Annotated in this window: 18 protein-coding genes; 8 read left to right on the top strand and 10 right to left on the bottom strand. The window is 62.1% G+C overall.

Annotated elements, in window-relative coordinates; all coding sequences use genetic code 11:
* Positions 1–102: 102 nt before the first annotated feature.
* Both purL and ACP7EG_RS15950 read right to left on the bottom strand, forming a co-directional pair.
* Positions 103–4,140: a phosphoribosylformylglycinamidine synthase gene (gene purL / locus ACP7EG_RS15955; protein ID WP_426088376.1), complete on the bottom strand. Its 4,038-nt coding sequence runs from the start codon at positions 4,138–4,140 to the stop codon at positions 103–105.
* Between the two features lie 190 nt (positions 4,141–4,330).
* Positions 4,331–5,398 carry a GGDEF domain-containing protein gene (locus ACP7EG_RS15950; protein WP_426088375.1) on the bottom strand — a complete coding sequence of 356 codons (1,068 nt, stop codon included), beginning with the start codon at positions 5,396–5,398 and terminating at the stop codon, positions 4,331–4,333.
* Positions 5,399–5,749: 351 nt separating this feature from the next.
* Between ACP7EG_RS15950 and ACP7EG_RS15945 the strand changes: the two genes are divergently transcribed.
* The 4 genes from ACP7EG_RS15945 to ACP7EG_RS15930 all read left to right on the top strand — a co-directional run bounded on the left by ACP7EG_RS15945 (position 5,750) and on the right by ACP7EG_RS15930 (position 10,435).
* Positions 5,750–7,375 carry a response regulator gene (locus tag ACP7EG_RS15945; RefSeq protein ID WP_426088374.1) on the top strand — a complete coding sequence of 542 codons (1,626 nt, stop codon included), beginning with the start codon at positions 5,750–5,752 and terminating at the stop codon, positions 7,373–7,375.
* A gap of 335 nt (positions 7,376–7,710) precedes the next feature.
* Entirely contained in the window at positions 7,711–7,908 is a 198-nt protein-coding gene (locus ACP7EG_RS15940; protein ID WP_426088373.1) for a hypothetical protein, read from the top strand.
* A gap of 850 nt (positions 7,909–8,758) precedes the next feature.
* A complete protein-coding gene (locus ACP7EG_RS15935; protein ID WP_426088372.1) occupies positions 8,759–9,418 on the top strand; it encodes a hypothetical protein in 660 nt (219 codons plus the stop codon).
* Positions 9,419–9,424: 6 nt separating this feature from the next.
* Positions 9,425–10,435 (top strand): hypothetical protein, encoded by a 1,011-nt coding sequence (locus ACP7EG_RS15930; RefSeq protein WP_426088371.1) that lies wholly within the window; start codon positions 9,425–9,427, stop codon positions 10,433–10,435.
* 93 nt (positions 10,436–10,528) lie between these two features.
* On the opposite strand, the gene ACP7EG_RS15925 is transcribed toward ACP7EG_RS15930, so the two are convergent.
* From ACP7EG_RS15925 to ACP7EG_RS15915, 3 genes are all read right to left on the bottom strand, one after another.
* Positions 10,529–10,669 carry a hypothetical protein gene (locus ACP7EG_RS15925; RefSeq protein ID WP_426088370.1) on the bottom strand — a complete coding sequence of 47 codons (141 nt, stop codon included), beginning with the start codon at positions 10,667–10,669 and terminating at the stop codon, positions 10,529–10,531.
* Between the two features lie 51 nt (positions 10,670–10,720).
* Entirely contained in the window at positions 10,721–11,770 is a 1,050-nt protein-coding gene (locus ACP7EG_RS15920; RefSeq protein WP_426088369.1) for a S41 family peptidase, read from the bottom strand.
* A gap of 107 nt (positions 11,771–11,877) precedes the next feature.
* Entirely contained in the window at positions 11,878–12,387 is a 510-nt protein-coding gene (locus ACP7EG_RS15915; protein ID WP_426088368.1) for a MarR family winged helix-turn-helix transcriptional regulator, read from the bottom strand.
* 173 nt (positions 12,388–12,560) lie between these two features.
* Between ACP7EG_RS15915 and ACP7EG_RS15910 the strand changes: the two genes are divergently transcribed.
* On the top strand, positions 12,561–12,959 hold the full coding sequence (locus tag ACP7EG_RS15910) for a VOC family protein (RefSeq protein WP_426088367.1): 399 nt from the start codon (positions 12,561–12,563) through the stop codon (positions 12,957–12,959).
* A gap of 86 nt (positions 12,960–13,045) precedes the next feature.
* On the opposite strand, the gene ACP7EG_RS15905 is transcribed toward ACP7EG_RS15910, so the two are convergent.
* The 3 genes from ACP7EG_RS15905 to ACP7EG_RS15895 form a co-directional block, all read right to left on the bottom strand.
* A complete protein-coding gene (locus tag ACP7EG_RS15905; RefSeq protein WP_426088366.1) occupies positions 13,046–13,687 on the bottom strand; it encodes a TetR/AcrR family transcriptional regulator in 642 nt (213 codons plus the stop codon).
* Positions 13,688–13,698: 11 nt separating this feature from the next.
* Positions 13,699–16,125 carry a membrane-bound PQQ-dependent dehydrogenase, glucose/quinate/shikimate family gene (locus tag ACP7EG_RS15900; protein ID WP_426088365.1) on the bottom strand — a complete coding sequence of 809 codons (2,427 nt, stop codon included), beginning with the start codon at positions 16,123–16,125 and terminating at the stop codon, positions 13,699–13,701.
* Between the two features lie 296 nt (positions 16,126–16,421).
* Positions 16,422–17,468 (bottom strand): NAD(P)-dependent alcohol dehydrogenase, encoded by a 1,047-nt coding sequence (locus ACP7EG_RS15895; protein WP_426088364.1) that lies wholly within the window; start codon positions 17,466–17,468, stop codon positions 16,422–16,424.
* A gap of 178 nt (positions 17,469–17,646) precedes the next feature.
* On the opposite strand from ACP7EG_RS15895, the gene ACP7EG_RS15890 reads away from it, so the two are divergent.
* Positions 17,647–18,615, top strand: coding sequence for an AraC family transcriptional regulator N-terminal domain-containing protein (locus ACP7EG_RS15890; RefSeq protein ID WP_426088363.1), 969 nt, complete (start codon positions 17,647–17,649; stop codon positions 18,613–18,615).
* Here the strand turns inward: ACP7EG_RS15890 and ACP7EG_RS15885 are convergent.
* A complete protein-coding gene (locus tag ACP7EG_RS15885; RefSeq protein ID WP_426088362.1) occupies positions 18,597–22,169 on the bottom strand; it encodes a hydantoinase B/oxoprolinase family protein in 3,573 nt (1,190 codons plus the stop codon). The genes ACP7EG_RS15890 and ACP7EG_RS15885 overlap by 19 nt on opposite strands.
* Before the next feature lie 130 nt (positions 22,170–22,299).
* Between ACP7EG_RS15885 and ACP7EG_RS15880 the strand changes: the two genes are divergently transcribed.
* Positions 22,300–23,835, top strand: a complete 1,536-nt coding sequence (locus ACP7EG_RS15880; protein WP_426088361.1) for an NAD(P)H-hydrate dehydratase — start codon at positions 22,300–22,302, stop codon at positions 23,833–23,835.
* Between the two features lie 112 nt (positions 23,836–23,947).
* Here ACP7EG_RS15880 and ACP7EG_RS15875 read toward each other — a convergent pair whose 3' ends face one another.
* Entirely contained in the window at positions 23,948–24,700 is a 753-nt protein-coding gene (locus ACP7EG_RS15875) for an ABC transporter ATP-binding protein (RefSeq protein WP_426088360.1), read from the bottom strand.
* Here ACP7EG_RS15875 and ACP7EG_RS15870 point away from each other — a divergent pair.
* A complete protein-coding gene (locus ACP7EG_RS15870; RefSeq protein WP_426088359.1) occupies positions 24,699–25,388 on the top strand; it encodes an arylesterase in 690 nt (229 codons plus the stop codon). The genes ACP7EG_RS15875 and ACP7EG_RS15870 overlap by 2 nt on opposite strands.
* The last annotated feature ends 159 nt before the right edge of the window (positions 25,389–25,547 follow it).

Here is a 25,547-nt window from a genome sequence, read left to right as displayed (position 1 = left end):
AGTCTACAAAAAAAACCGCTGTCTCCCGACAGCGGCTTTCTCATTCCTACCCCAGCAGCAGCGCCTTGAACCAAGACACCGCGCCGCAAATAGCTAAGTAAATTACCCCACAAACTTCCGCGCATTCCTGAACATGCGCATCCAAGGCGAATCTTCGCCCCACGCTTCAGGATGATACGACTGCTGGACCGAGCGGAACACGCGCTCCGCGTGCGGCATCAGCACGGTGAAGCGGCCGTCTGGCGTGGTGACGGAGGTGATGCCTTCCGGCGAGCCGTTCGGGTTGTACGGGTACGCTTCGGTAGCGGCGCCCTTGTTGTCGACGAAGCGCATGGCTTTGCTGACCTGGGTGATGTCGCCCGTTTGCGAGAAGTCGGCGTAGCCTTCGCCGTGGGCGATGGCGATACCTGCTTGCGTGCCGGCCATGCCGTTGAAGAAGATCGATGGGGAGTCCATCACTTCGACCATGGCAAAGCGGCCTTCGAATTTCTCCGACTTGTTGCGCGTGAACTTGGGCCAGGCGTGGGCGCCGGGGATGATGGATTTCAGGTTGCTCATCATCTGGCAGCCGTTGCAGATACCCAGGCCAAAGCTGTCCGTGCGGTTGAAGAAGCGCGCGAACTGTTCCGCCAGGCTGGCGTTGAACAGAATCGTCTTCGCCCAGCCTTCGCCCGCGCCCAGCACGTCGCCGTAGGAGAAACCGCCCACGGCGATGACGCCCTGGAAGTCGTCCAGCTTGACGCGGCCGGCAATCAGGTCGCTCATATGCACGTCGACAGCGGTAAAACCTGCCTGGTGCATCACGTACGCCGTCTCGATGTGCGAGTTGACGCCCTGCTCGCGCAGAATGGCGACACGCGGACGCACGCCGGTGGCGATGAATGGCGCGGCGATGTTCTCGTTCTGGTCAAACGTGACGATCGGCGACATGCCCGGATCTTGCACGTCCAGCAGGCGGTCGTATTCGGCGTCCGCGCACGCCGGGTTGTCGCGCAGGCGGGCGATGCGCCAGCTCGTGTCGCTCCACAGGCGGTGCAGTTCGGCGCGCGGCTGGGTGTAAATCAGCTTGGCGTCGCGCGTGAATTCGATGACGTCGCGGTCGTTCAATTTGCCGATGATATGGCTGCAGGCGCCCAGGTTAAACGTGCGCAGCACGTCCATGACGAGCGACTTTTCTTCCGCGCGCACCTGGATGACGGCGCCCAGCTCTTCGCTGAACAAGGCGCGCAGGGTCAGTTCGTTGCGGCGTTCCGCTACCTGGCCGGTCCAGTTCTTGGCGTCGCCCCAGTCGCTGGAATGCTCGCCTTCCATGGTCAGCATGTCCAGGTTGACGGACATGCCCGTATGGCCGGCGAAGGCCATTTCCGTCAGGGTGGCGTACAGGCCGCCGTCCGAACGGTCATGGTAGGCCAGCAGCTTGTCGTCGCTGTTCAATTTCTGGATGGCGGCGAAGAAGCCTTTCAGGTCTTCCGCGCTGTCCACGTCCGGCGTTTCATTGCCCAGTTGGCCCACGACTTGTGCCAGCGCGGAGGCGCCCAAACGGTTTTTGCCGCGCCCCAGGTCGATCAAGATCAAGGACGTGTCGCCCTTGTCCGTTTTCAGCTGCGGCGTGAGCGACTTGCGCACGTCCGTCACTGGCGCGAACGAGGAGACGATCAGCGACACCGGCGACGTGACGGATTTCGCCGCGCCCGTGCTCTCGTCTTTCCAGGTGGTGCGCATCGACAGCGAATCCTTGCCGACGGGGATGCTGATGCCCAGCGCCGGGCACAGCTCCATGCCGACGGCTTTCACCGTGTCGTACAGGGCTGCATCCTGGCCAGGCTGGCCGCAGGCGGCCATCCAGTTGGCGGACAGCTTGATGTCGGAAATGTCGGCAATCGCTGCGGCAGCGATGTTGGTAACGGCTTCGCCCACGGCCATGCGGCCCGAGGCGGCGGCGTCGATCACGGCCAGCGGCGTGCGTTCGCCCATGGCCATCGCTTCACCCAGATAGCCTTCAAAGCTCATGGTGGTGACGGCGCAATCGGCCACCGGCACTTGCCATGGTCCCACCATCTGGTCGCGCACGGTCATGCCGCCCACGCTGCGGTCGCCGATGGTGATGAGGAAGGATTTGTCGGCCACGGTAGGCAGCAGCAGCACTTTTTGCGCCACATCCTTCAAGTCCATGCCCGTCAAGTCAATCGCCGGGAAATCGTTGGCCACGTGGACCACGTCGCGCTGCATCTTTGGCGGCTTGCCCAGCAAGACGTCCATCGGCATGTCGACCGGCTCGTTGCCCAGTTCCGGGTCGATCAATTTGAGTTGACGTTCTTCGGTGGCCACGCCCACGGCGGCGAACAGACAGCGTTCGCGTTCGCACATGGCTTTGAACAGTGGCAGGCTTTCCGGCGCGATGGCGAGAACGTAGCGTTCCTGCGATTCATTGCTCCAGATTTCCTTCGGCGCCATACCCGATTCTTCCAGCGGGATCTTGCGCAGGTCGAAAATCGCGCCGCGCTTGGCGTCGTTGGTGATTTCCGGGAAAGCGTTCGACAAGCCGCCCGCGCCCACGTCATGGATCGAGATGATCGGATTGTCTGCGCCCATTTGCCAGCAGGCGTTGATGACTTCCTGGGCGCGGCGTTCCATTTCCGGGTTGCCGCGCTGGACGGAATCGAAGTCCAGGTCAGCCGTGTTGCTGCCGGTGGTCATCGACGAGGCGGCGCTGCCGCCCATGCCGATGCGCATGCCCGGACCACCGAGCTGCACCAGCAGGCTGCCGACGGGGATGTCGTTCTTGTGCGTGTGCTGCGCCGAGATATTGCCGATGCCGCCCGCGATCATGATCGGCTTGTGGTAGCCGAATACGGCATCGCTGTCGACGCCGACGTTCTGTTCATACGTGCGGAAATAACCGCCCAGTACAGGACGGCCGAATTCGTTCGAGAACGCGGCGCCGCCCAGCGGGCCGTCGATCATGATTTGCAGAGGCGAAGCGATGCGCTCAGGCTTGCCATACTGGTCGGCGTCAGCGCGCTTGTCCAGCGGCGCCGTCACGGAAGCGGCCGTTTCCCAGCTGCGCACGGCATCCGGCAACGACAGGTTCGAGACGGTGAAACCGGTCAAACCGGCCTTAGGCTTGGCGCCGCGGCCCGTCGCGCCTTCGTCGCGGATCTCGCCGCCCGCGCCCGTCGAGGCGCCTGGGAATGGGGAGATGGCCGTCGGGTGGTTATGCGTTTCCACCTTCATCAGGGTGTGCGTCAGTTCGGTCGACGCCGCGTATTCGTGGCTGTCACCGCGCGGGTAGAAGCGCGACACGGTAGCGCCTTCCATGATGGACGAGTTGTCGCTGTAGGCGACGACGGTGCCCTTCGGCTGCAGTTCGTGCGTGTTCTTGATCATGCCGAACAGTGATTTTGGCTGCGCCACGCCGTCGATGGTCCAGTCGGCGTTGAAGATCTTGTGGCGGCAATGCTCGCTGTTCGCCTGCGCGAACATCATCAGTTCCACGTCCGTCGGGTTGCGGCCGGCCTTGGTGAAGGCGGCGTCCAGGTAGTCGATTTCGTCGTCCGACATCGCCAGGCCCAGTTCCGTGTTCGCCGTTTCCAGCGCGCGCTTGCCCTGTCCCAGCAAGTCGATCGATTCGAGCGGACGCGCTTCCAAGGTGCGGAACAAGTCCTTGGCGTCGTCTGCGCTGCGCAGCACGGATTCCGTCATGCGGTCGTGCAGCAGGTCGGCCACAGCCTGTACCTGCTCGTCCGTCAGTTTGCCTGCTAGAATCGCGCTGCCCAGGATGCCCGATTTCAGGTTGATGCGGAAAGCGATGCCGCGTTCGACGCGCTTGATGTGCGCCATGCCGCAGTTGTGCGCGATGTCGGTGGCTTTCGAGGCCCACGGCGAGATCGTGCCGAAACGGGGGATGACGAAGAATTCTTCGGCAGCGCCTTCCGTATTGTCAGCCTGGGCCGGCTCGCCGTACGTCAGCAAGGCGCCAAGGCGCGTGCTGTCGTCGTCGGTGAGAGGCGCGCTGGCATCGATGAAATGGACATAGCGTGCTTGTACGGCAACAATCGCAGGCGAGACGGCTTGCAGTTGGCTTAACAGACGGTGGCTACGGAAATGGGACAGGGCATTGGAACCCGGCAGTATCAACATGATTGGAAGGTGGTTGATGCAGCGTGGCTGCGGGTTAAAGGTAGGTATGACAATATCTTTCGTACGGCAAATTTCCTTTGCGCGCATTATACCCGTTTTACCCCTGCCTTATGACCGGAACTTGCGGCTTTGCCCCCCTTTTGCCCCGCAAAGCGGCAGTTTTTGACACGGCAACAACACCCTCAGGCAATCATCCGGCGATCACGTAGCGGTTCTTGCCTTGGCGCTTGGCCAGGTACAGCGCTTCGTCGGCCAGCCGGTAGCTGTGGCCCAGTTCCTTGCCCCGGTCCAGCTCGGCCACGCCCACGCTGATCGACACGAACTGTGACGCATGGAAAGCCTGGCTGACGGCCTCGACCAGACCACCGGCAAAGGCGCACGCGTCTTCGCGGCTGCCCGCATACACGATGCCGAATTCCTCGCCGCCCAGGCGCCCGCACAGATGGCCTTGCGTCTTGTCGGCGATGATGGCGGCCGTGCGCACCAGCACCTCGTCGCCTGCATCGTGCCCCTGCTGGTCGTTGATGATCTTGAAATCGTCGATATCGATCATCAGGAAATGCAGCATGCCGCCTTGGGCTGCGCCATGCATCTGCTGGGCGCGCTGCGTGAACATGCGGCGATTATTCAGGCCCGTCAGGCTGTCCTGGAAAGCGAGCCGCGTCAATTCCACCTTGGCGTGATAGTTGCGCAAACGCAATAAACTGAAGCTGACATTCAGCGCCAGGCCGAACAGCACGCTCACGGCGATCATCAACGGCGCCCAGGATTGGTCGGGCAAGCCCGCGTTGACGGGGTACAGGCCGTGGCCCACGTTCCACCAGATGCCTGCCACCACGGCAAGGTAGCTGAGGCCGCCATTGAAGATGGAGGCGATGGCCAGGGTCATGAAGACGCCCACGGGCAAGACCCAGAAGCTGGCGTGCTGGACGGCGTCGGCCATCGTGCGCAGGCCGTAAGTCAGGGCCAGCACGGCGCAGGCGCCGGAAATGGTCAGCACAGGCAAGGTGGTGCAGCGATAGCGTGCCACCAGGCTGACCAGCATGCCCAGCAGCGCCAGCAGGGCGTGCAGCAGGTTCGGATGATAGGGATCTGGCATCATCAGCCAGGTCAGGCTGTAGGCGATGATGCCCATCACTTGCGTGACCAGGCCGACGCGGTGCAATTCCGCAAAATAGGTATGCTGCTGTTCGCTGTTGCCGCCAAATGCAAGGGGGACGGCAACGCGCCGCAAGGTAGACAGATCAGGAACGCGCATGACGGGTATCGACACCAGAGAGAGATAAAGCGCCCGGTAAAGCCTTGCGCATGCCTGGCCGCGGCATGGCGCGGCATGCAACAAGTGTTGCATTTTTCAGAATACTATCACGCTAGTCAAGGAATGGACGGAAAAACAGGCGCCGCCGCCGCCGCAAGCGCCCCCGCGTCATGAAATACAACGCCGGACGGCGCCGGGCGTCCCTGCCCTCGCGCGGCACGCCCGATTGCATGCATTTTGCTGGCAGTGTCTCCCGGCTTTGCAGTATGCTGATAAAAAGTAATACTGCCAGGCAGATACGTATAAGAAGAGTTCCCGCAAATGACCGAACAGATGAACGAGAGCTGAACAATGCCAGAAACTAGCGACTTATCTGTCCTGATCGTCGACCCTAACCCCAGCATGCGGGGCAATCTGCACAATATGCTGAACCAGGCGGCCATCACCAAGGTGGAATATGCCGTCAATTCCGGCACGGCCATCCGCTTGCTGATGAAGAAACCGTTCGACATCATCCTGTGCGAATACGATCTTGGTAGTGGCACGGACGGCCAGGATGGCCAGCAATTGCTGGAAGACTTGCGCCACCACAAGCTGATCGGCCTGTGGACGATCTTCATCATGCTGACCTCCGAAGCCATCCACAGCAAGGTGATCAGCGCGGCCGAGCTGACCCCGTCCGACTACATATTGAAACCGTTTACCGTCGATGTGCTGAGCGGACGCATCGCGCGCGCCATCGAACGGCGCGCCATTTTCCTGCCCACGTATCAGCTGATCGACAAGGGTGACTTGCGCGAAGCCGTGAAAAGCTGCCGCGCGGCCGAACTGCAGCACCCGCGCCTGGCGGCCGATTTCACCCGCTTGCGCGCCGAGCTGCACATCGCCCTCGATGAATGGAAGGAAGCGGAACAGCTGTACGCCGACATGCTGGCCACGCGGCCTATGGCCTGGGCCCATCTGGGACTGGCGCGCACCCTGTTCGAGCAGCAGCGCCATGAAGATGCGCAGGAGGCGCTGCTGCAGCTGGTGGAAACCTATCCCCGCTTCATGGCCGCCTACGACTTGCTGGCGCAAAACCATGAAGCCATGGGCCAGCAGATACAGGCGAAGAAAGTCCTCGAAGACGCGGTGGCCATCTCGCCGCACATGGTGCGCCGTCTGCGCCACTTGGGCGGCATCGCCTACGACACGGGCGATATCGGCGCGGCCGAACGGGCCTACAAGCAGGTGGTAAGCAAGGCCAAATACTCGGAATTCCGCGACCCGGAAGACCACGTCAACCTGGTCAAGGCGCTGGTCAAGAAGGGCGATGCGCCGCAAGCGAGCGGCGTGCTGCGCGACATGGAGCGCTCCCTGCGGGGCAGCGCCAACGTGGAAGCCTGCCGCGCCATCTCGGCCGCCATGCTGCATGAATTGTCGGGCAACGACATCGCCGCCGCCACCGAACTGCAACTGGCCGCCGCCGCGCTGGACACGGCGCGCGGCCTGTCGACGCAGCTGAAGGTAGGCCTGGTGCAGAGCTGCCTGAAAAACAACCTGGAGCAGGCGGCCTCCGACGTCATGATGAAACTCGTCAACGAAGCCGACAGCGATGTGACGATGGAAGCGGCAGTCGACGTATTTGAAAAAGCGGGCCGCCATGACCTGGCGCAAGGCATGGGCCAGCAGATCACGCACCAGGTGCAGGAATTGATGCAGGATGCGGCCAGCAAGTCGGAAAGCGGCGAGCTCAAGGGCGCCGTCTTCGTGCTGCGCCAGGCCCTGCGCAAGACACCGGGCAACCTGCCCGTGCTGTTCGCCTCCGTCGACGCCATCTTGCGCCAGCTCAACACGCTGGGCTGGGAAGCGCCACTGGCCGAACAGGCGCAACACCAGATGCAGGTGATCCGCAAGATCGACCCCAGGCATCCAAAGCTAGAGTCGCTCAAGCAGCAATACGCGGCGACGCAGCACAAATACGGTATTGCGACCTGACTGCCGCCTTCTCACTGCCCTGCTCACGACCCTGCTTAATTGCCCTGTTTATCTTCCGGGGTCGGACCTTGAGGTCCGACCCCAATCCCTGCTTTCGGGTTGAGCGCGCCTGACAAAACCTTTTCATTACTCGAAAAGCAACAATCTCATGCGCTGGATTGTGCCGAGCTTGGGCGGGTGCCCATTCGTACAAACGTGACAATGTGTGAATTTTCCCTCTTGGCAATTTGTTACTCTGTACTGCTGTTCGTAACCACGAGGCGCCGGGGGATGGCGCGACGCAATCGCATTGCGTCTACCTGGAAATTAGCAATGCAATCAATCGAAGGCTCTGCATGTATATTGTCGCTTCCCTATTCTTTACCGCAGGCGCCGCCCTGCTCATTTTCGGCTTCCGGAAAAACAATCGAAAACTGCTGGCCTTCGCCGCGTGTCTGTGGCTAGTATCCGGCGCATGGGAAGATTTCTCTGAAGGCTTTATCAATGGTGTGAACGACAACGCCCCAGCAGTGTCATCTTCGCCTGCGCCATAGCATGCGCTCCTGTTTAGCCAGGCAGCGTATGTAGCTTGCCTGGCGTGCGTTTGCGGCCAGGAGCGGACGGTCACATTTTTGTATCAGATAGGAGCAGCCACATTTGGATCAATGAGGGAGGTACAGCATGGTAATTAAGAAGCTACATCTACCTAAACCACCAAAGCCGGTTGATCGGCTCCAAAACATACAGACTCTCAGGCCCTTGGGTAAAACAAAATGGGTAAAAGCGCACTGGCGTTGGGACTACAATACACACAAATGGGAGTGGGTCCTTGGACATTGGAGCGCGTAAAACCTTGGGCTGACAACGGCCAAAAACCGACGGTCGCAAACGGGAATTTATGTTCACTTGTCCTTGCCGCGAGTACGAGAACGCAGCTCCATCAACTTGCCCCGCAACCACCTACAATCCTTCTCGCGGGCGTTTCTACAACTGCAACTGTTTTGACAAATACGGCAGAATCATCTTGTATAAAATCGTCACATATCCAGCATACTCATACTTCTTAGAAATCCCTCTCCCGTTACAAATCACGCATTTTCAGAGGAGTTATCATATGCACTGGCCATATCTCAACCTCGTTGATCTAAGCATCGTTTGATGAGTAAGCCTCCTTGCTCGTGCTGTAATAAGGCATCCGGTATCAGCACCATTGTGTGCGACGTTAACAATTGCGGCTTGACTTTCGCCTGTTGCTTATTCTGCATGCCCGATTTTGTATGTACCAGTTGCGGTTACACGTACTGCACCGACCATATAGATATCTGCTCTGGCTGCGCTGAAAAAACCTGCTGCTACTGTATTGAAAAAACTCACGGCAATCCAGACCTACTGAATCGAAAATGCATGCTAGCTGTAGCGAGTAGCGACGCAATCGCTATATATCCTCTAGCTTCTTCGCTACCCTATCCAGACCTAAGTATCTTAAATAGCTTCAACCCGGCTCTGACGCTGCAGTCTTACAGCGCAAGTAAAGCCGCACGATTGAAAGGAACACGTCCAGCGAACGTTCAAGCCGAACATTTCGTTCCAAATTCATGCTTCATTACAGGTGCTGGGCGCAAAGGACCATTAGTAAACGGAGCAGGAAATTATTCCGAGGGACGTGCTCTTACATATTGGGTGGACGACGACCAGAAAGCTGGGACTGAGCATAAATACTTAACCGATCGCGAACGTGCATTTTGTACTTTGATCGCTACGTCCGTTCCTAACCAGTTTTCAAACATAATTCAATGGTGCGATTTCATGCAACGTACGACCGTATCGTCGATCATGTCACATCGCACTTACTTGGTAGGGACCGCTACACCTGGTACCACCCAAGCTCACTTGGAAAAACTACACGCCGCACAGCAAGCAGCTTACGCAATGCGGCATGTTATTCAGGACTACTTCTTGATTAATTTAAATGTATCTCCGACCGCTCCATTGAAAAATGGTCTCGCACTTGGGGCAATGCCTCCGCCAATCAATGTGACGCCTGCTCAACGGTTTACTTTTTGAAGATTCATGGCAATGGGTAATACATCAGATACCAAAGTAATACGGGATAGAGTCGACTGGATCAGGAACTCTCTTTCGATTGTACGCACAGGCCAGCAAGAATTGCATGTCCTTACCACAATTTATCCTGAATCCGATGCACTTAATCCTGGAGGACAACTGCTACAGGTTTCCGGCTTAGAGGAAGACTCACGCTCAATCGTAAGTACATCTAGGCCGCTTGCTGCGATGTGGCGCTCACCTCGTAAGCAACTGTGGCTCGGAAGTTCAGATGGATACCTATGGACCACAGCCAAAGTGCCATTTAATGAAAATATTGAAGGCGTTGATTTGCGAGACGATCAGAACTGGACTTGGGCGTCTGCGTCACTCCCTGAACTGGAGGGCGCCGGCGGGCGACCAAATATTACAGCTATTTGGGGGACATCGGACTCCAATGTATTTTTTGCAACCGCATCAGGTGCAATTTATCTGTGGAACGGCAACCAATTGAGTTTATCGCTGGAGGGGGGTGGCGGTAGCTTGACAAAAATTCATGGCGCAAGCTCAAACGATGTCTACGCCGTCGGTTATGAGGCGACTCTCTTACACTGGAACGGGAAACATTGGCGACACATTGCGACTAATCTGGACCGAGATGTCACGATAATCACCGGCGTCGCCGTACAGAAATCCGGTAAAGCTTATTTTGTGACGAATCAAGGACAATTACTGTTTAGGCACAGACTCGGCAGGAGGCTCACTTTACTGGGAAGTGCAGAGACTCGGTTCACTGGCCTCGTGGCGTGGAAAGGGGTACTCGCCGCATCAAGTACACATGGAGCTTGGCTCTATAGCAAAAAACGACTGCGGCAAATTAAAGACAATTTCAACGCAACGGATATTATGGTAGTCCAGCACGAATTGCATTTCATCGAATCAGAACAGTCTATGGGGCCCTCAGTAATAGAGTACAAAGCTAGTCGTCAAAAAGCACCATGGCAGCGAATCGTGTTTTATATGAATAATGACCGCTAGCTCAACCAATAGATACTTTGATGGCCATAGCTTCTTACTATAAAAAATAGAGTAAGAAGCCTGAAATGCTGGAGTCCGCTTTAAGGCCTGCGCTTACATCACGTGCTGCACGAACACCGTGAGCACGCTGCGCGCCTTGTATCTGGCCATGTGCGCATTCCAGGTCGCCTGACCGTGCGCAGCGTCCAGGGCATCGGCGCCGCGCCGGCTTAGCTGCGGGCGCGTGCTGGTCACCTTCTTACCCGGCGCGCAGGGCAGGCACTTCCTGCCTGCCCACCGCATCGATCAAGGCTCGCCCCTAAGCGTGTAGACGGGCTTGTCGGACTCCCCTTTCTCCACCATCGCCAGCACGCGCTGCAGTTCCTTGCGCTCGTTGCCCTCCTTGGCCGATGATGCCAGCATGCGCAGGATGGCGACGTGCGCCGTCTGCAGCGCCTGCGCAGCCGGCACGGCGATGTCCGGTTTCACGCCGACGTGCTCCCAGTTGGTTTTGGTGACGGCATTGGTCGTGCGCGCGGTTGGGATCGCGACTATGATGTCCTGTCCCACGTTGAACCAGCTCATGGGATTGGAACCGCCGCCGGTGGTTTCTCCGACCACCGTGCCGCGCTTCTGCGCCTGGATGCCATAGGGAAAATCCTCTCCGCCGGAAAACGTGCGGGCCGAGGTCAGCACGTACGCGGGCTTGTCGTAACGCTGTGCGATCGTCTTCACGGTCCAGAACTGCCGCGTCGTGCCTGTCGGGCGGTCGTAGATGTCGATCAGGTGGCGCTCGTCGCCGAGCGGAAAGAAATGACTCATCAGGTAAGCCACGCTGGCCGGGCTGCCGCCGCCGTTACGGCGCAGGTCGAGGATCAGCGCATCCGTCCCCGCCATGAGCGACATCGCCGCCGTGTACGCCGCGCCGAAGAATTCCGGGCCGCCGAAGCCGCGCAGCTCGATATAGCCGATGTTGCCGGGAAGGCGTTCGATCTTCTCGATGTCATAGCCTCGCCGTGCGGTCTGCTCGCGCCATTCTTCCATCTTGGCGCGGCTGGGCAGTTCGGGGGTGGCGCTGCGCTCGCGAAGACCTTCATAAAACGCGGCGCTGAAATGCAAATCGCCGCTCAATTCGCGCAAGTCCTTCGCCAGCGCCTCGCTGAACGCCTTCACGCTGGCGGCACTCGCATAACCTCCTTCGGTATTTTTCCTGGCGATCGCACTGCCGACCCGTTCAGCCACCGCTGGCTCGATGTAGTTCGCATTCATTTTCGTTACCAGTGTCTGCACGATCGCAGCGCGGGCGGACGCGTTCAACGGAGTATCCTCCGCCGCAAAGGCGGAAAACGACAACATGCTGCTCAACACGACTGCGAGACAAACTTCTTTCTACCTGACATACATTCCTCCAAGTTGGACTGCGAAGCGATTGATTGTTGTGTGAAAAAGTGTGCGTGGCGGCATCATTCGGATTTATCGTCAGGGGTTGCCGTGCCTGCGTCAGAGCGGGTATCCGGGAGCGGCCTGCCGTCGCGGATGCGCGCGCCGAAGGAGCGCGTCTCGAGTACGGCGATCGCCTGTGCGAGGCAGGTGGACAAGGGAAACGCCAGTTCCGCATCGAGGCTGTCGGCCGCGGATTTGGTCGCTTGCCAGCACACCCGCAGGCGCGGCAGCATCGCTGCGCCTGCGGCGCTGAGGCGCACCACGCGCTGCCTGCCGTCTTCGCCGCCGGCGGCCACCGTCAGCAGGCCCTTCTTCACCATCAAGGCCACTGTCTGCGTCGCGGCGGGCTGCGTGAGGCCGGCCACGGCCGCCAGTTCCCCAATGGTCGCGCTCGGCTGCTCGGCCAGCACCCGCATCACCGGTGTGTAGCGGGGCCGGTAATCGAGCCCCGCTTCCACGTAGGCCTGCTCGACCGCGCCGTCCAGCAGTTCGATGAGATGTCGTAATTGTGTGCCCAGTCCAGGTTTCATGAAGCCATGGCAGCACGATTTACATAAGTGCTTATATATATTCTTCCATAATTGATAACTCTTGAGGCGAGCCGCTGCGCTGTCAAATGATGTAAAGTCGCGATGGGCCGTAGCTGCGGGAATGCGGCACCGCTGGCCCGTTCCACCCTATTCCACCCTGGCAAGGAGGCGCCATGCGCAAACAGATCATCCTCAACCTGCCCGTGAAGGACCTGGACAAATCCAGGGCCTTCTTTTCCGCGATCGGCTTTACCTTCAATCCCCGCTTCAGCGGAGAGAACGCGGCGTTCATGCACATCGTCGACGGCACCATCGCTGCCATGCTGACGACCGAACCCTTCTTCCAGTCGCTGATCGACAAGCCTGTCGCGAATGCCAAGGAAGCCAATGAAGTCGTCATTTGCCTTAGTTGCGACAGCCGGGAAGAGGTGGACAGCCTGATCGCCAGGGCCGTTGCCGCCGGCGGCCGCACGCCGCACCCGCCCGAGGACCATGGCTTCATGTATGACCAGGGTTTCGAGGATATCGATGGCCACCTGTGGAATCTGGTCTGGACGGCGCCGGAAGCCTAAGCCGTCGAGCAAGATTTCGAGGCCCGATGACAGCGGGGCGCAGGTCCGATCAGGCTTCGCAGCGTCGGATTACGGCCCTACCGGACCTAATCCGACCTGCGCTCCACCCTCGCCACGACAAGTTCAATCAACTCCGCAATCAAGGGCCGGAAGGTAGCAGCATTGCCGCCCTGCCCCAGCATGACGGTGCGCGTGGTGAGGTGCGAGAAGACGGCGTCGAACAGGATCTGCGGCAGGTTGGAAAACGAGGTGTCGGGCGCGATGCGGCCCTGGGTGCGCTGCTGCTCCAGCAGGCGCAAGATCAAGGCGTGCCACACTTGCGGGCCGTGCTCGTACCAGGTCAGTCCCACAGCCGGCACGGCGGCCGCTCCCGTGACGACGAGGCGGTAGAAAGCCACGTGGCGGGGGCTGGTGACGACGGCCACCAGTTCATCGAGGATCAATTGCAAGCCCTGTTCCAGGCCCGCTTGCGATGTATCGAGCTGGCGCAGCGCGATGATGAAGTCGGCGCACAAATATTCGACCACCGCCACCAGCAGTTCCTGCTTGCTGCCGAAGTAGCGGTAGGCGGTGGCTTTCGAGCCGCCCGCCTCGGCTACGATGGCGTCCATGCTGACGCCATCGTAGCCGGAGGCGAGGAACAGGTCTGCGGCCGCCACCAGCAGCTTGCGGCGCCGCTCCTCGCTTCGGGTACTCGGGGAAGCTGGAACGGTGCGCAACTGGGGCATGAAGCAAACTCTTACTGTGTCTTGGGAAGCGCGTATGCTATCACGTAATCCCCCCGGTCCGGGCTCTGGCGGGCGCCGCCCGCGACCACCACGACGTACTGGCGGCCCGACTTCGGCGACACATACGTCATCGGCGTGCCTTGCGAGCCGACAGGCATGCGCGCCTTCCATACTTCACGGCCCGTGGCGATATCCATGGCGCGCAGATAGTAATCCTGCGTGCCCGCATAAAACACCAGGCCTGACGCCGTGCTCATGCCGCCGCCCAGGGTCGGCATGCCCAGCGGGATGGGCAGTCGCGCGCGCACACCATGGATGACGGCATCCTGCACCGTACCGGCCGGACGCTCCCACACTTTCGTGCGCGTTTTCAGGTCGATGGCGGCAAACACGCCCCAGGGCGGACTTTGGCAGGGTATGCCCAGCGGCGAATTGAAGGCCTTGTGGTCGATGACGAACGGCGTGCCATCCATCGGATAAGTGCTGCCCACGCCGTGTCCCGACGTCAGCTTGGCCACGTCCACCGTTTCGCGCGGCACCAGCTTGACCACTTGCGGCATGCGGATATCGTTGACGAACATATAGCCATTGCTTTCATCGACGGCCGCGCCGCCCCAGTTGAAGCCACCGTAGTAGCCCGGATAGATCAGCGTTTCACGGGTGCTTGGCGCCGTGAATTCGCCCTGGTAATTAAGCTTGCGGAAGTTGATGCGGCAAGCCAGCTGGTCAAAGAAGGTGGCGCCCCACATGTCGCGCTCCGTCAGGGTTTCCGCACCGAGGGCCGGCATGCCGGTGGAGTATGGCTGCGTCTTTGACACCCAGTCGCCGGCCGCGTGCTCCTGCGGCACAGCTTTTTCGATGACTTCGGCGATGGGCTTGCCCGTGCGGCGGTCCAGCATGAAGATCTGGCCACGCTTGGTCAGCTGCACCAGCGCAGGGATCTTGCCGCCCTGGCCGTCCGGGACGTCGTACAGGGCCGGCTGCGCGGCCACGTCGTAATCCCAGATATCGTGGTGGACGGTTTGATACGTCCAGCGCTCGCGGCCCGTGGCCATGTCGAGGGCGACGATGGCCGATGCGTATTTTTCCGTCAGCGGCGGACGCTTGCCGCCCCAGAAGTCGGGTTGCTCATTCCCCGTCGGCAGGTACACCAGGCCCAGTGCATCATCAAAAGCGGGCGCCGACCACATGTTCGGCGTGCTGCGCGTGTAGGTCTGCCCTTCCGGCGGCAGCTTGGTGATGGCCGGATTGCCCAAGTCCCAGGCCCACACCAGTTCCCCCGTGTCGGCGCTGTAGGCGCGCACGACGCCCGACGGTTCATCAGTGGAGCGGCCGTCGAAGACCCAGCCGCCGAGGATGATCAGGTTGCGCGCGATGGTCGGCGCGGACGTGTAGGCGTAGTACGGCACGTTCATTTTCACCTTGCCCAGGCCGACGGTCAGGTCGACGGAGCCCTTGTCGCCAAAGCCTTCGCACTGCTTGCCCGTCTGCGCGTCGATCTCGATCAGGCGCGCATCCATGGTCACTTGCACGATGCGTTTGGCGCACACGCTCGCCGCCGGTGCGCTGGCCGCCTGCATGCCCTCGAACTGGAACGGTTTATCAACCTTGGCCGGCTCGTAATAGCCTACGCCACGGCAACGGTTCCATGTCTTGGTGTTGGCCGGCTTGGGATCGAAGCTCCAGCGCTCCTTGCCCGTATCCGCGTCCAGCGCGATGACCTTGCTCGTCGGCGTGCACGTATAGATGGTGTCGCCGATCTGCAGCGGCGTGTTCTGCGATTCGGACGCGCCTTCGGCCAGTTCGCCCGTGCGGTAGCTCCAGGCCACCTGCAACTGGTCGACATTGGCCTTGTCGATTTGCGTGTATGGCGCGAAGCGCGTGCCCTTCGGCCCAGAACCGTAATGCGCCCAGTTGGCGCTGCCGTCATTGATAGCCGTCACAGCATCCTGCTGCGGCTGCACCGTGGCGTCCGTCACTCCATGCGGCTTGAACATGGCAGCGAAACCGGCTACCAGCACGACGGCAAACAGGGTGGCGAAACCACGCGACTGCCCCGTGTGCCTATGCCCCGCCAGCCATGGATGCAGCAAGGCCGCCACCAGGCCGATAACGACGAACGGCGCCAGGCGCGGCACCATGGGCCAGAACGCGAAGCCGATTTCCCACACGGCCCAGATCACGGTGGCGATGACCAGCACGGCGATAATGGCGCTGGCCAGTGGTTTGCGGCGCAGATACAGCACGCCGGACAATATCAGGCCGAGACCGGCCAGCAGGTAGTACCAGGAACCGCCAAGGGTGATCAGTTCGATGCCGCCCGCCGCCAGGGCGAGGCCGGAAAATCCGAGAAATATACCAAAAACCGTCAGGGCAAGCCGCTTGCCCCTGAAGACCGCCGGGATCGCCGCCGCTCCATTCTTTGTTGAAGTGTCCATTTTTTATCCATGACGCCTCCCCTGCCCAGGCAAATACGTTAGGGATGGCTGATTTTTTAAATCTACGTAGTGAAACTGTACTGTACGGTTTCATTTTATGCCGATTTTTGACGCAAGGAAAGAAAAATTGACACGGGAGCTTGATTTTTGGTGGGGATGGGGACGTTGGTGAGATTGTCGGATTACGCGCTTGCGCGCTAATCCGACCTACCCGACCTACCGGACTTGGCCGGGTTTAATGCGTAGGTTGGATTAGCGCAAAGCGCGTAATCCAACAAACACAGGTGCGCCGGGTGTTACAGCGATGCCATGTCGATCACGAAGCGATACCGTACATCGCTCTTCACTACTCGCTCAAACGCCTCATTGATATCCTGGATGCGAATGATCTCGATATCGGACACAATATTGTGCTTGCCGCAGAAGTCCAGCATTTCCTGGGTTTCCTTGATCGAGCCGATCATGGAGCCGGACAGGCTGCGGCGCGCGCCCACCAGGCCGAAGGCGCTGATCGGCGGCACGGCGCCGTCCGGGATGCCGACGATGACCATGCTGCCATCGACTTTCAGCAGGTTGATGTACTGGTTCCAGTCGATGGACGCGCCCACGGTGCAGATGATCAAATCAAACGTGCCGGCCAACTTTGTAAACGTTTCCGCGTCGTTGGTGGCGTAGTAATGGTCGGCGCCCAGGCGCAGGCCGTCTTCGCGCTTCGACAGGGTCTGGCTTAGTACCGTCACTTCGGCGCCCATGGCGTGGGCAATCTTGACGCCCATGTGGCCCAGGCCACCCATGCCCAGAATGGCCACTTGCTTGCCAGGGCCGGCTTTCCAGTGGTTCAGCGGCGAATACAGGGTGATGCCGGCGCACAGCAGCGGCGCGGCGGCGTCCAGCGGCAGGTTGTCGGGTATCGACAGCACATAGCCTTCCTTGACGACGATGCTGTCCGAGTAGCCGCCCTGCGTGGCCGTCTTGCCATCCGCTTCCAGGCCGTTGTAGGTCTGGATCAGGCCTGGCATGTACTGTTCCAGGTCCACGTTGCGCGTCTTGCAGGTGGTGCACGAGTCGACGAAGCAGCCCACGCCCACGTGGTCGCCCACCTTGAACTTGGTCACATTGGCGCCGACGGCCGTGACGACGCCGGCGATTTCATGGCCAGGCACCATCGGGAAGGCTGCGCCGCCCCATTCGTCGCGCGCCTGGTGGATGTCGGAATGGCATACGCCACAGTATTTGATCGAGATGGCCACGTCGTCTTCGCGCGGGGCGCGGCGCTCGAACGTGAACGGTTGCAGTGCGGAGGTTGGGCCCAGTGCGGCGTAGCCTTTGGCGATGGTGGTCATGAAAACTCCTGTATCTATATGTGTGTGACGAAGGGGACGCGTGCCTTGCATGCGATTGCACAAGTGTGCCCGAGAAGCCCGCCCGCCGTTACCGCGATCCTGCAAGACCTTTGCACGATCCTCCAAATCTGCGTAAGATCAGCCCCTGCCCTTACCTACCTGACGCATACTGGCCCACATGTCCACCCTGTCCACACCACTCGCTGCGCAAGATGAAATCGCCGCCCTGATCAGCCGCCACGCGCCGCGCAACGGCGACTACGCCACGGCCATCGGCAACCTGACGTTTCACCGCCAGTCTTCGGTCACCGAATCGCTGTTCCATACGGCGCGCCCCAGCGTGGCCATCATCGCGCAGGGGGCAAAGGATGTCACCCTGGGCAGCGAAACCTTCCATTACAGCCGCATGCAGTATCTGCTGACGTCCGTCGACTTGCCAGTGCAGGTGCGCGTGGCGCAAGCGAGCGAGCAGCAGCCACACCTGTGCGTGGTGCTGGGCATCGACATCGCCGACGTGGCGGCGCTGCTCGACAGTGAAAGCACCAGTGGCGCAGCTGGCAGCGCGCAGCAGAAAATCCTGCCCGCCACGCGCGGCATATCCGTCAGCGACGTCTCGCCCGAGCTGCTCGATGCCATGCTGCGCCTCGTGCGCCTGCTCGACAAACCGGGGGAAATCGCCGCGCTGGCGCCCTTGATCCGCCGCGAACTGACGTATCGCCTGCTGAACGGCCCCGTCGGCGCGCGCCTGCGCCACATGGCGCTGGCCAGCAGCCAGTCGCACCAGGTGGCGCAAGCCATCGACTGGATCAAGCACCATTACGCGCAGCCACTGCGCATCGAGCACCTGGCCGGCATGGCAAACATGAGCATGTCGTCGCTGCACCACCATTTCAAGGCCATCACGGCGATGACGCCGATGCAGTACCAGAAGCTGCTGCGCCTGCAGGAAGCGCGGCGCCTGATGCTGGTCGAGCAGATCGACGCCGGCACGGCCGGCTACCGCGTCGGCTACGCCAGCGAATCGCAGTTCAGCCGCGAATACAGCCGCCAGTTCGGCCGCGCGCCCATGCGCGACGTGGGCCAGGTGCATGCGCAGCTCAGCGGTGCCAATGCCAGTGCTGACAGGGCCTATTCCGGCTTGCCGTAACCGCCGCCGCCCGGCGTCTCGATGACGAACACGTCACCCGCCAGCATGCCGGTCTTGCCGATATGCGCCAGGTGCTCCACCGTGCCGTCTGCTCGCTCGACGTAATTGCGTCCCAGCGCACCCGCCTCGCCGCCATCCATGCCGAAAGGAGGATGGATGCGGTTGTTCGATAAAATCGCCGCCGTCATCGGCTCGAGAAAGCGCACCCGGCGCACGCCACCATTGCCGCCGTGCCAGCGCCCCTCCCCGCCGGAGCCGGCGCGAATGCTGTAGCTGTCCAGCCGCACGGGGAAGCGCCACTCCAGAATTTCCGGGTCCGTCAGGCGCGAATTGGTCATGTTCGTCTGCACCACATCCGTGCCGTCGAAACCGGGACCGGCGCCCGAGCCGCCCGATATCGTCTCGTAATACTGGTACTTGGCGCTGCCGAAGGTGAAATTGTTCATCGTCCCCTGCGACGCGGCCATCGCCCCCAGCGCGCCATACAGGGCGTTCGTGATGCAGGTCGAGGTTTCCACGTTGCCCGAGACGACGGAGGCCGGATACTGAGGATTGAGCATGGAGCCGGGCGGAATGATGACGGTCAAAGGCTTCAGGCAGCCCGCATTGAGCGGAATATCGTCGTCGACCAGGGTGCGGAACACGTACAGCACGGCCGCCATGCAGACGGCGGACGGCGCATTGAAATTGTTCGGCAGCTGGCTTGAAGTCCCCGTAAAGTCGATGGTAGCGCTGCGCTGCGCCACGTTGACCTTGATCGCCACCTGGATGCGCGCGCCGTTGTCCAGGTCCAGCACGTAGCTGCCATCCTTCAGGGTCGTGATGACCCTGCGCACGGCTTCTTCGGCGTTGTCCTGCACATGGCCCATGTAGGCTTGCACGACCGGCAAACCGAAATGCGCGACCATGTTATGCAGTTCTTCGGCCCCCTTCTGGTTGGCCGCCACCTGGGCGCGCAAATCGGCCACATTCTGCTGCGGGTTACGCGCCGGCCAGCTGGCGCCCGCCAGCAGGGCCAGGGTTGCGTCTTCGCGCATCACGCCCGTGGCGCCGTCGACCAGCTTGAAATTGTCGATCAATACACCCTCTTCCTCGATGCGCGTCGAATCGGGCGGCATCGAGCCGGGCGTGGTACCGCCGATATCCGCATGGTGGCCGCGCGAGCCGACATAAAACAGGATGGCCTCGCCCTTGTCATCGAAGACGGGCGAAATGACCGTCACGTCGGGCAAATGCGTACCGCCGTGATACGGATCGTTCAGCATGAAGACGTCGCCGGGCCGCATGGCGCCCGCGTTGCGCGTCATGACGGTGCGGATGCTCTCGCCCATGGAACCCAGGTGCACGGGCATGTGCGGCGCATTCGCGATCAGCTGGCCTTGTGCGTCGAAGATGGCGCAGCTGAAATCGAGCCGCTCCTTGATGTTGACGGAATGGGCCGTATTCTGCAGGCGCAGGCCCATCTGCTCGGCGATCGACATGAACAGATTATTGAAAATTTCCAGCATCACGGGGTCGGCATCCGTCCCGATGGCGCGCCGCTCGGGCAAGGCGACGACCCTGCGCAAGATCAAATGCCCGTGCGCGGTGACGTCGGCGCGCCAGCCAGGTTCGATGACAGTGGTGGCGTTGGCGTCGCTGACGATGGCCGGACCATCGATAGTATCGCCGGGATGCAGGCTGTCCGCCCCATACAGGCCGCTGTCGCGCCACGCGCCGGCGCAGTACATGGCCACCGTCGCCAAAGGCGCCAGCGCACCGGCGCGGGGCGCATGGGACGGCACCGCTACTGCCGGCGCATCGGACGCGCCGATGGCTTCCACGGAAATGGCTTCGACGATCAAGGCACGCGCCGGCATCAAAAAGGAAAAACGCTTTTTATACGCCGTTTCGAACTGCGCCTGCATGCCCGTTAGCGTATCGAACAGCACGACGAGGGCCGTATCCGTGCCTTCGTAGCGCAGATGCACGCGCGACACCAGCGCGATGCAGTCAAGCTCCACGCCCTGGCGCAGCAAGTCGCCCCGCGCCAGCTCGCCCAAGGCCGCGAAATCGACCTCCAACTGCGTGCCCAGTACCGCCTCGATGGCCTGTTCGCGCATGGCGCTCTGGTCGGCCAGTCCCATGCCGTAGGCCGACATCACGCCCGCCAGGCCGTGGATGAAGACCGTGCGCATGCCCAGCGCATCGGCCACCAGGCAAGCGTGCTGGCCGCCCGCGCCGCCAAAGCTGGTAAGCGTATATTCGGTGACGTCATGACCGCGCTGCACGGAAATCTGCTTGATGGCGTTGGCCATATTGCCCACGGCGATAGCGACATAGCCTTCGGCCACCTGTTCCGGCGTCGAGTTCACCGTGCGGGCCAGCGCTTCGAACTGGGCGCGCACGGTGGCCGCGTCCAGCGTTTCATTCGCGTCGGGGCCGAAGACGCGGGGGAAGAAGGCCGGCTGCAGCTTGCCCAGCATGACGTTGCAGTCGGTGACGGCCAGCGGGCCGCCACGCCGGTAGCTGGCGGGGCCGGGGTTGGCGCCCGCGCTGTCCGGCCCCACCTTGTAGCGGGCGCCGTCGAAGTGCAGGATGGAGCCGCCCCCGGCGGCAACCGTGTGGATGCTCATCATGGGCGCGCGCATGCGCACGCCGGCGATCTGCGTCTCGAACACGCGTTCGAATTCGCCCGCGTAATGCGACACGTCGGTGGACGTGCCGCCCATGTCGAAGCCGATGACTTTATCGAAGCCGGCCAGCGCGCTGGCGCGCACCATGCCGACGATGCCGCCCGCGGGGCCGGACAGAATGCTGTCCTTGCCCTGGAAGGCGCGCGCATCCGTCAAGCCGCCGTTCGACTGCATGAATTGCAGGTGCACGCCGGGCAGCTCCATCGCCAGCTGGTCGACATAGCGGCGCAGAATCGGCGACAGATAGGCGTCGACCACCGTCGTGTCGCCGCGCGCCACCAGCTTCATCATGGGGCTGACCTCGTGCGACACGGACACTTGCGTAAAACCGGCCTCGCGCGCCAGCTGCGCCACCCGCGCCTCGTGCGCGTGGTAGCGGTAGCCGTGCATCAGCACGACGGCGATGGCGCGCACGCCGCGCGCATAAGCCTGTTCCAGCGCGGCGCATGCGGCTACTTCATCGAGCGGCGTGACCACCTCGCCGTGGGCGCCCACCCGCTCATCGATTTCGATCACGTCGCCATACAGCAGTTCCGGCAAGACGATCTGGCGTGCGAACAGCTGCGGGCGATTCTGGTAGGCGATGCGCAAGGCGTCGCGAAAACCGCGCGTGATGGCCAGCACGGTGGGCTCGCCCTTGCGTTCGAGCAGCGCATTGGTCGCCACCGTCGTGCCCATCTTGATGGCACCTATCCGTTCCACGGGCAAGGGCGCATCGGAGGCAAGGCCCATCAGCTGGCGCATGCCGGCCAGCGCCGCGTCGCGGTACTGGCCCGGGTTCTCCGACAGCAGCTTGAAGGTGGCCAGGCTGCCGTCGGGACGGCGCGCCACGATGTCCGTAAAGGTGCCGCCCCGGTCGATCCAGAATTGCCAGTCCATCGTCTTGCCCCCAGTCTTAAGTGAGATGGCTATTGTAGCCGCCAAACAGGGGCGCGTTTCAGGCGTGCGCGCCTTGCCTTCCGCGTGGATCGGCCGTATGTTGAAGGCATACCAATAAATGGAACGCACCATGACCCCCACCGCCCTTCCCCTGTTTTCCATCGCCGAACTGCGCGCCATCGAACAAGCCGCCATGCGCGACCTGCCGCAAGGGCTGCTGATGCAGCGCGCGGGCCAGGCCACCGCCAGCGCCGCCCTGAAGCTGCTGCACGCCACGGAAGAAGGCGACGCGGGCCACCGGCGCGTACTGGTGCTGGCCGGCCCCGGCGACAACGGCGGCGATGCACTGGAAGCGGCCGCCCACCTGGCCGCCAGCGGCACCGAGGTGCTCGTCTGGCTGGCGCCCGAGGCGCAAGCCACCTCGCCCGAGCGCGAGCAGGCGCTGAGCCGCGCACGCAACAGCGCCGCGCGTTTGATGGAAGCGGCAACGTCCACGGCGTCGGCGGCGGTGGGCGCCGCGCCCTGGCACCTGGTCATTGACGGCCTGTTCGGCATCGGCGCGTCGCGCCCCCTGGACGGCGAATGCCGCGACATGGCGCAGCTGGTCAACAATCTCGATTGCCCCGTGCTGGCGCTCGACGTACCCAGCGGCCTGCACGCGGACACGGGCGCCATCGACGGCGTCGCCATCCGCGCCACGCATACGCTCACCTTCATCGGCGACAAGCCGGGCCTGCACACGGCAAACGGCCGTGACTATGCGGGTGAGGTGGAGGTGGCCAGCCTGGCCATCGACCCTGCCCTGCTGCCGCCTGCCAAAGCCCAGCTGGGCGGCCTGCACCTGTTCGCCCGCCAGTTGCAGCCGCGCCAGCAAAACACGCACAAGGGCAGCTACGGCAGCGTGGCCATCATCGGCGGCGCGCAAGGCATGGCGGGCGCGCCCATCCTGGCGGCGCGCACGGCCCTGCATGCGGGCGCGGGACGAGTGTATATTGCCTTTCCCGATACGCCGCCCGCGTTTGACAGCGGCCAGCCGGAGCTGATGTGCCGCCGCGCCCAGGACGTGGATTTCTCGGGCCTGCACTTTGCCGCCCTGGTGGCGGGGCCAGGCCTGGGCGACGACGGCGATACGGTGGAACTGTTGCAGCGCACGTTCGAGAGCGACAGCCCGCTGCTGCTGGACGCCGATGCGCTGAACCTGATGGCGGCCGAGCCGGAGCTGCAATCGGCGCTGGCCGTGCGCACGGGTGCGGGCGCGACGATCTTGACGCCGCATCCGCTGGAAGCGGCACGCCTGCTCGACATGACGGTGGCCGAGGTGCAGGCGGACCGCCTGGGCGCGGCGCGCCAGCTGGCGGCGCAACTGGGCGTCATCGTCGTATTGAAAGGCTCGGGCACAGTGATCGCCGCGCAGGATGGCAGCGTGGTGGTCAACAACACGGGCGGCCCCGCGCTGGCGACGGCCGGCACGGGCGACGTGCTATCCGGCCTGTGCGGCAGCCTGCTGGCGCAGGGCTGGCCCGAATGGGAAGCGGCGCTTGGCGCCGTCTGGCTGCATGGTGCAGCGGCCGACGCGCTGGTGGCCGCAGGCAGCGGCCCCATCGGCCTGACGGCGGGGGAACTGATCCCGGCCATCCGCAAGCTGATCAATGCCTTGTCGGCATAAGCGTATGGCGTGGGGGTGTTGGATTATGCCCTGCGGGCTAATCCAACCTACGGCCCGGAGGTCGGGTAGGTCGGATTAGCGGAACGCGTAATCCGACAATCACCAGCACCAATCACACCAGCCTGCCCGCCGAAATCGTAATCGTCCGCCCGCAACGGGCCGCAATGGAACTGTCGTGCGTGACGAGCACCAGGGTCGAGCCCCGTTCACGGTTCAGCTCGAACATCAGCTGGATCACGGCCTCGCCCGTGGCGGCGTCCAGGCTGCCCGTCGGCTCGTCGGCGAACAGCAGGGGCGGCTGCGTCACAAAGGCGCGCGCCAGGGCCACGCGCTGCTGCTCGCCGCCGGACAGGTATTTCGGATAGTGCTTCAGGCGGCTGCCCAGGTTGACTCTGCCCAGCATGGCTTGCGCCTTTTCCTTCGCATCGGGGTCGCCGCGCAATTCCAGCGGCAGCATGACGTTTTCCAGCGCCGTCAGGTGCGCCAGCAGCTGGAACGACTGGAAGACGAAACCGAGCTTTTCCTTGCGGAAACCGGCGCGGCCGTCTTCGTCGAGGGCGAAGATATCGGTGCCGTCGAGGATGACCTTGCCCTCGCTGGGCGTGTCCAGGCCGGCCAGCAGGCCCAGCAAGGTGGACTTGCCGGAACCGGAGGCGCCGACGATGGCCAACGTCTCCGCCGTTTGCACGGTAAAATCGACTTGATGCAGGATGGTCAGCTCACCATCGGCATCGGGTACGCGCTTGGCCAGCTGGACCACTTCGATGGCCGGCCGGTCATTTTGGCTATTGGGTGCGGCGGGCCGCTGGGCCGCTGCGTCTGATGGGAGAAAACTGGTGGAAGTCGCTTTAGGGAATTCGGGCATGCTGATCTATCTTAAAAAAATTCGTGAACAAATGAGTGTCAAGGCCAGCAGCCGCATGCGGCGGCGCACGCTGTCCCTGCTTCCTGCGGCAGCCCTGCTGCTGGTGTCAGGCATGACGAACGCCTATTCTGCACCAAAAACGCTGCTGGTGCTCGGCGACAGCCTCTCGGCCGAGTATGGCCTGGCGCGGGGCACGGGCTGGGTGGCACTGCTGGAACAGCGGCTGGCCGCGCAAAAGAACGACACGCGCATCGTCAACGCCAGCATCAGCGGCGAGACCACCAGCGGCGGCCGCGCGCGCCTGCCCGCCCTGCTGAGCAAACACCAGCCCGACGTCGTGCTGATCGAACTGGGCGCCAACGACGGCTTGCGCGGCTTGCCCGTGGCGGCCGCCGAAGCAAATCTGCGCGCCATGGTTGAGGCAGCCAAAAAAGCGGGCGCGCAGGTGGTGCTGGTGGGCATGCGCATGCCGCCCAACTATGGCCGCGCCTATGGCGAGCAGTTTTATGGCGTGTATGGCAAGCTGGCGAAGGAATGGAAGGCGCCGCTCGTGCCCTTCATGTTCGAAGGCATCGCGGACCAGCCGCAGCTGTTCCAGGCCGACCGCATGCACCCGAATGCGCAGGCGCATCCGACGATTTTAAGGAATATCTGGCCGCGGCTGGCGCCGTTACTGGGGGCCAAATAAGCAAAAGGCTGGAGTTATTTCTAGCCCGAGGCAGAATCCGGGGTCAGACCCGCCGGGGGGATGCGCCCCAGTGGGGCACATCCCGATCGCGAAGCGACTGACCCCAGCTTTACGCTGGGGCCTAGCAAATTGCACAACATGCACATTTTCAAGACAAAA

The organism is Janthinobacterium sp. PSPC1-1, from assembly GCF_049897625.1.
Taxonomy (GTDB): Bacteria; Pseudomonadota; Gammaproteobacteria; order Burkholderiales; family Burkholderiaceae_D; genus Janthinobacterium; species Janthinobacterium tructae.
Note: the sequence above shows the minus strand (reverse complement) of the source record. Positions and strands in the feature narration are given on the sequence as shown.

Bases quoted from the DNA above. Each gene is read 5' to 3' on its own strand.
- purL (WP_426088376.1), bottom strand. From the start codon at position 4,140: ATGTTGATACTGCCGGGTTCCAATGCCCTGTCCCATTTCCGTAGCCAC.
- ACP7EG_RS15950 (WP_426088375.1), bottom strand. From the start codon at position 5,398: ATGCGCGTTCCTGATCTGTCTACCTTGCGGCGCGTTGCCGTCCCCCTT.
- ACP7EG_RS15945 (WP_426088374.1), top strand. From the start codon at position 5,750: ATGCCAGAAACTAGCGACTTATCTGTCCTGATCGTCGACCCTAACCCC.
- ACP7EG_RS15940 (WP_426088373.1), top strand. From the start codon at position 7,711: ATGTATATTGTCGCTTCCCTATTCTTTACCGCAGGCGCCGCCCTGCTC.
- ACP7EG_RS15935 (WP_426088372.1), top strand. From the start codon at position 8,759: ATGCTAGCTGTAGCGAGTAGCGACGCAATCGCTATATATCCTCTAGCT.
- ACP7EG_RS15930 (WP_426088371.1), top strand. From the start codon at position 9,425: ATGGCAATGGGTAATACATCAGATACCAAAGTAATACGGGATAGAGTC.
- ACP7EG_RS15920 (WP_426088369.1), bottom strand. From the start codon at position 11,770: ATGTTGTCGTTTTCCGCCTTTGCGGCGGAGGATACTCCGTTGAACGCG.
- ACP7EG_RS15915 (WP_426088368.1), bottom strand. From the start codon at position 12,387: ATGAAACCTGGACTGGGCACACAATTACGACATCTCATCGAACTGCTG.
- ACP7EG_RS15910 (WP_426088367.1), top strand. From the start codon at position 12,561: ATGCGCAAACAGATCATCCTCAACCTGCCCGTGAAGGACCTGGACAAA.
- ACP7EG_RS15905 (WP_426088366.1), bottom strand. From the start codon at position 13,687: ATGCCCCAGTTGCGCACCGTTCCAGCTTCCCCGAGTACCCGAAGCGAG.
- ACP7EG_RS15900 (WP_426088365.1), bottom strand. From the start codon at position 16,125: ATGGACACTTCAACAAAGAATGGAGCGGCGGCGATCCCGGCGGTCTTC.
- ACP7EG_RS15895 (WP_426088364.1), bottom strand. From the start codon at position 17,468: ATGACCACCATCGCCAAAGGCTACGCCGCACTGGGCCCAACCTCCGCA.
- ACP7EG_RS15890 (WP_426088363.1), top strand. From the start codon at position 17,647: ATGTCCACCCTGTCCACACCACTCGCTGCGCAAGATGAAATCGCCGCC.
- ACP7EG_RS15885 (WP_426088362.1), bottom strand. From the start codon at position 22,169: ATGGACTGGCAATTCTGGATCGACCGGGGCGGCACCTTTACGGACATC.
- ACP7EG_RS15880 (WP_426088361.1), top strand. From the start codon at position 22,300: ATGACCCCCACCGCCCTTCCCCTGTTTTCCATCGCCGAACTGCGCGCC.
- ACP7EG_RS15870 (WP_426088359.1), top strand. From the start codon at position 24,699: ATGCTGATCTATCTTAAAAAAATTCGTGAACAAATGAGTGTCAAGGCC.
- ACP7EG_RS15875 (WP_426088360.1), bottom strand. From the start codon at position 24,700: ATGCCCGAATTCCCTAAAGCGACTTCCACCAGTTTTCTCCCATCAGAC.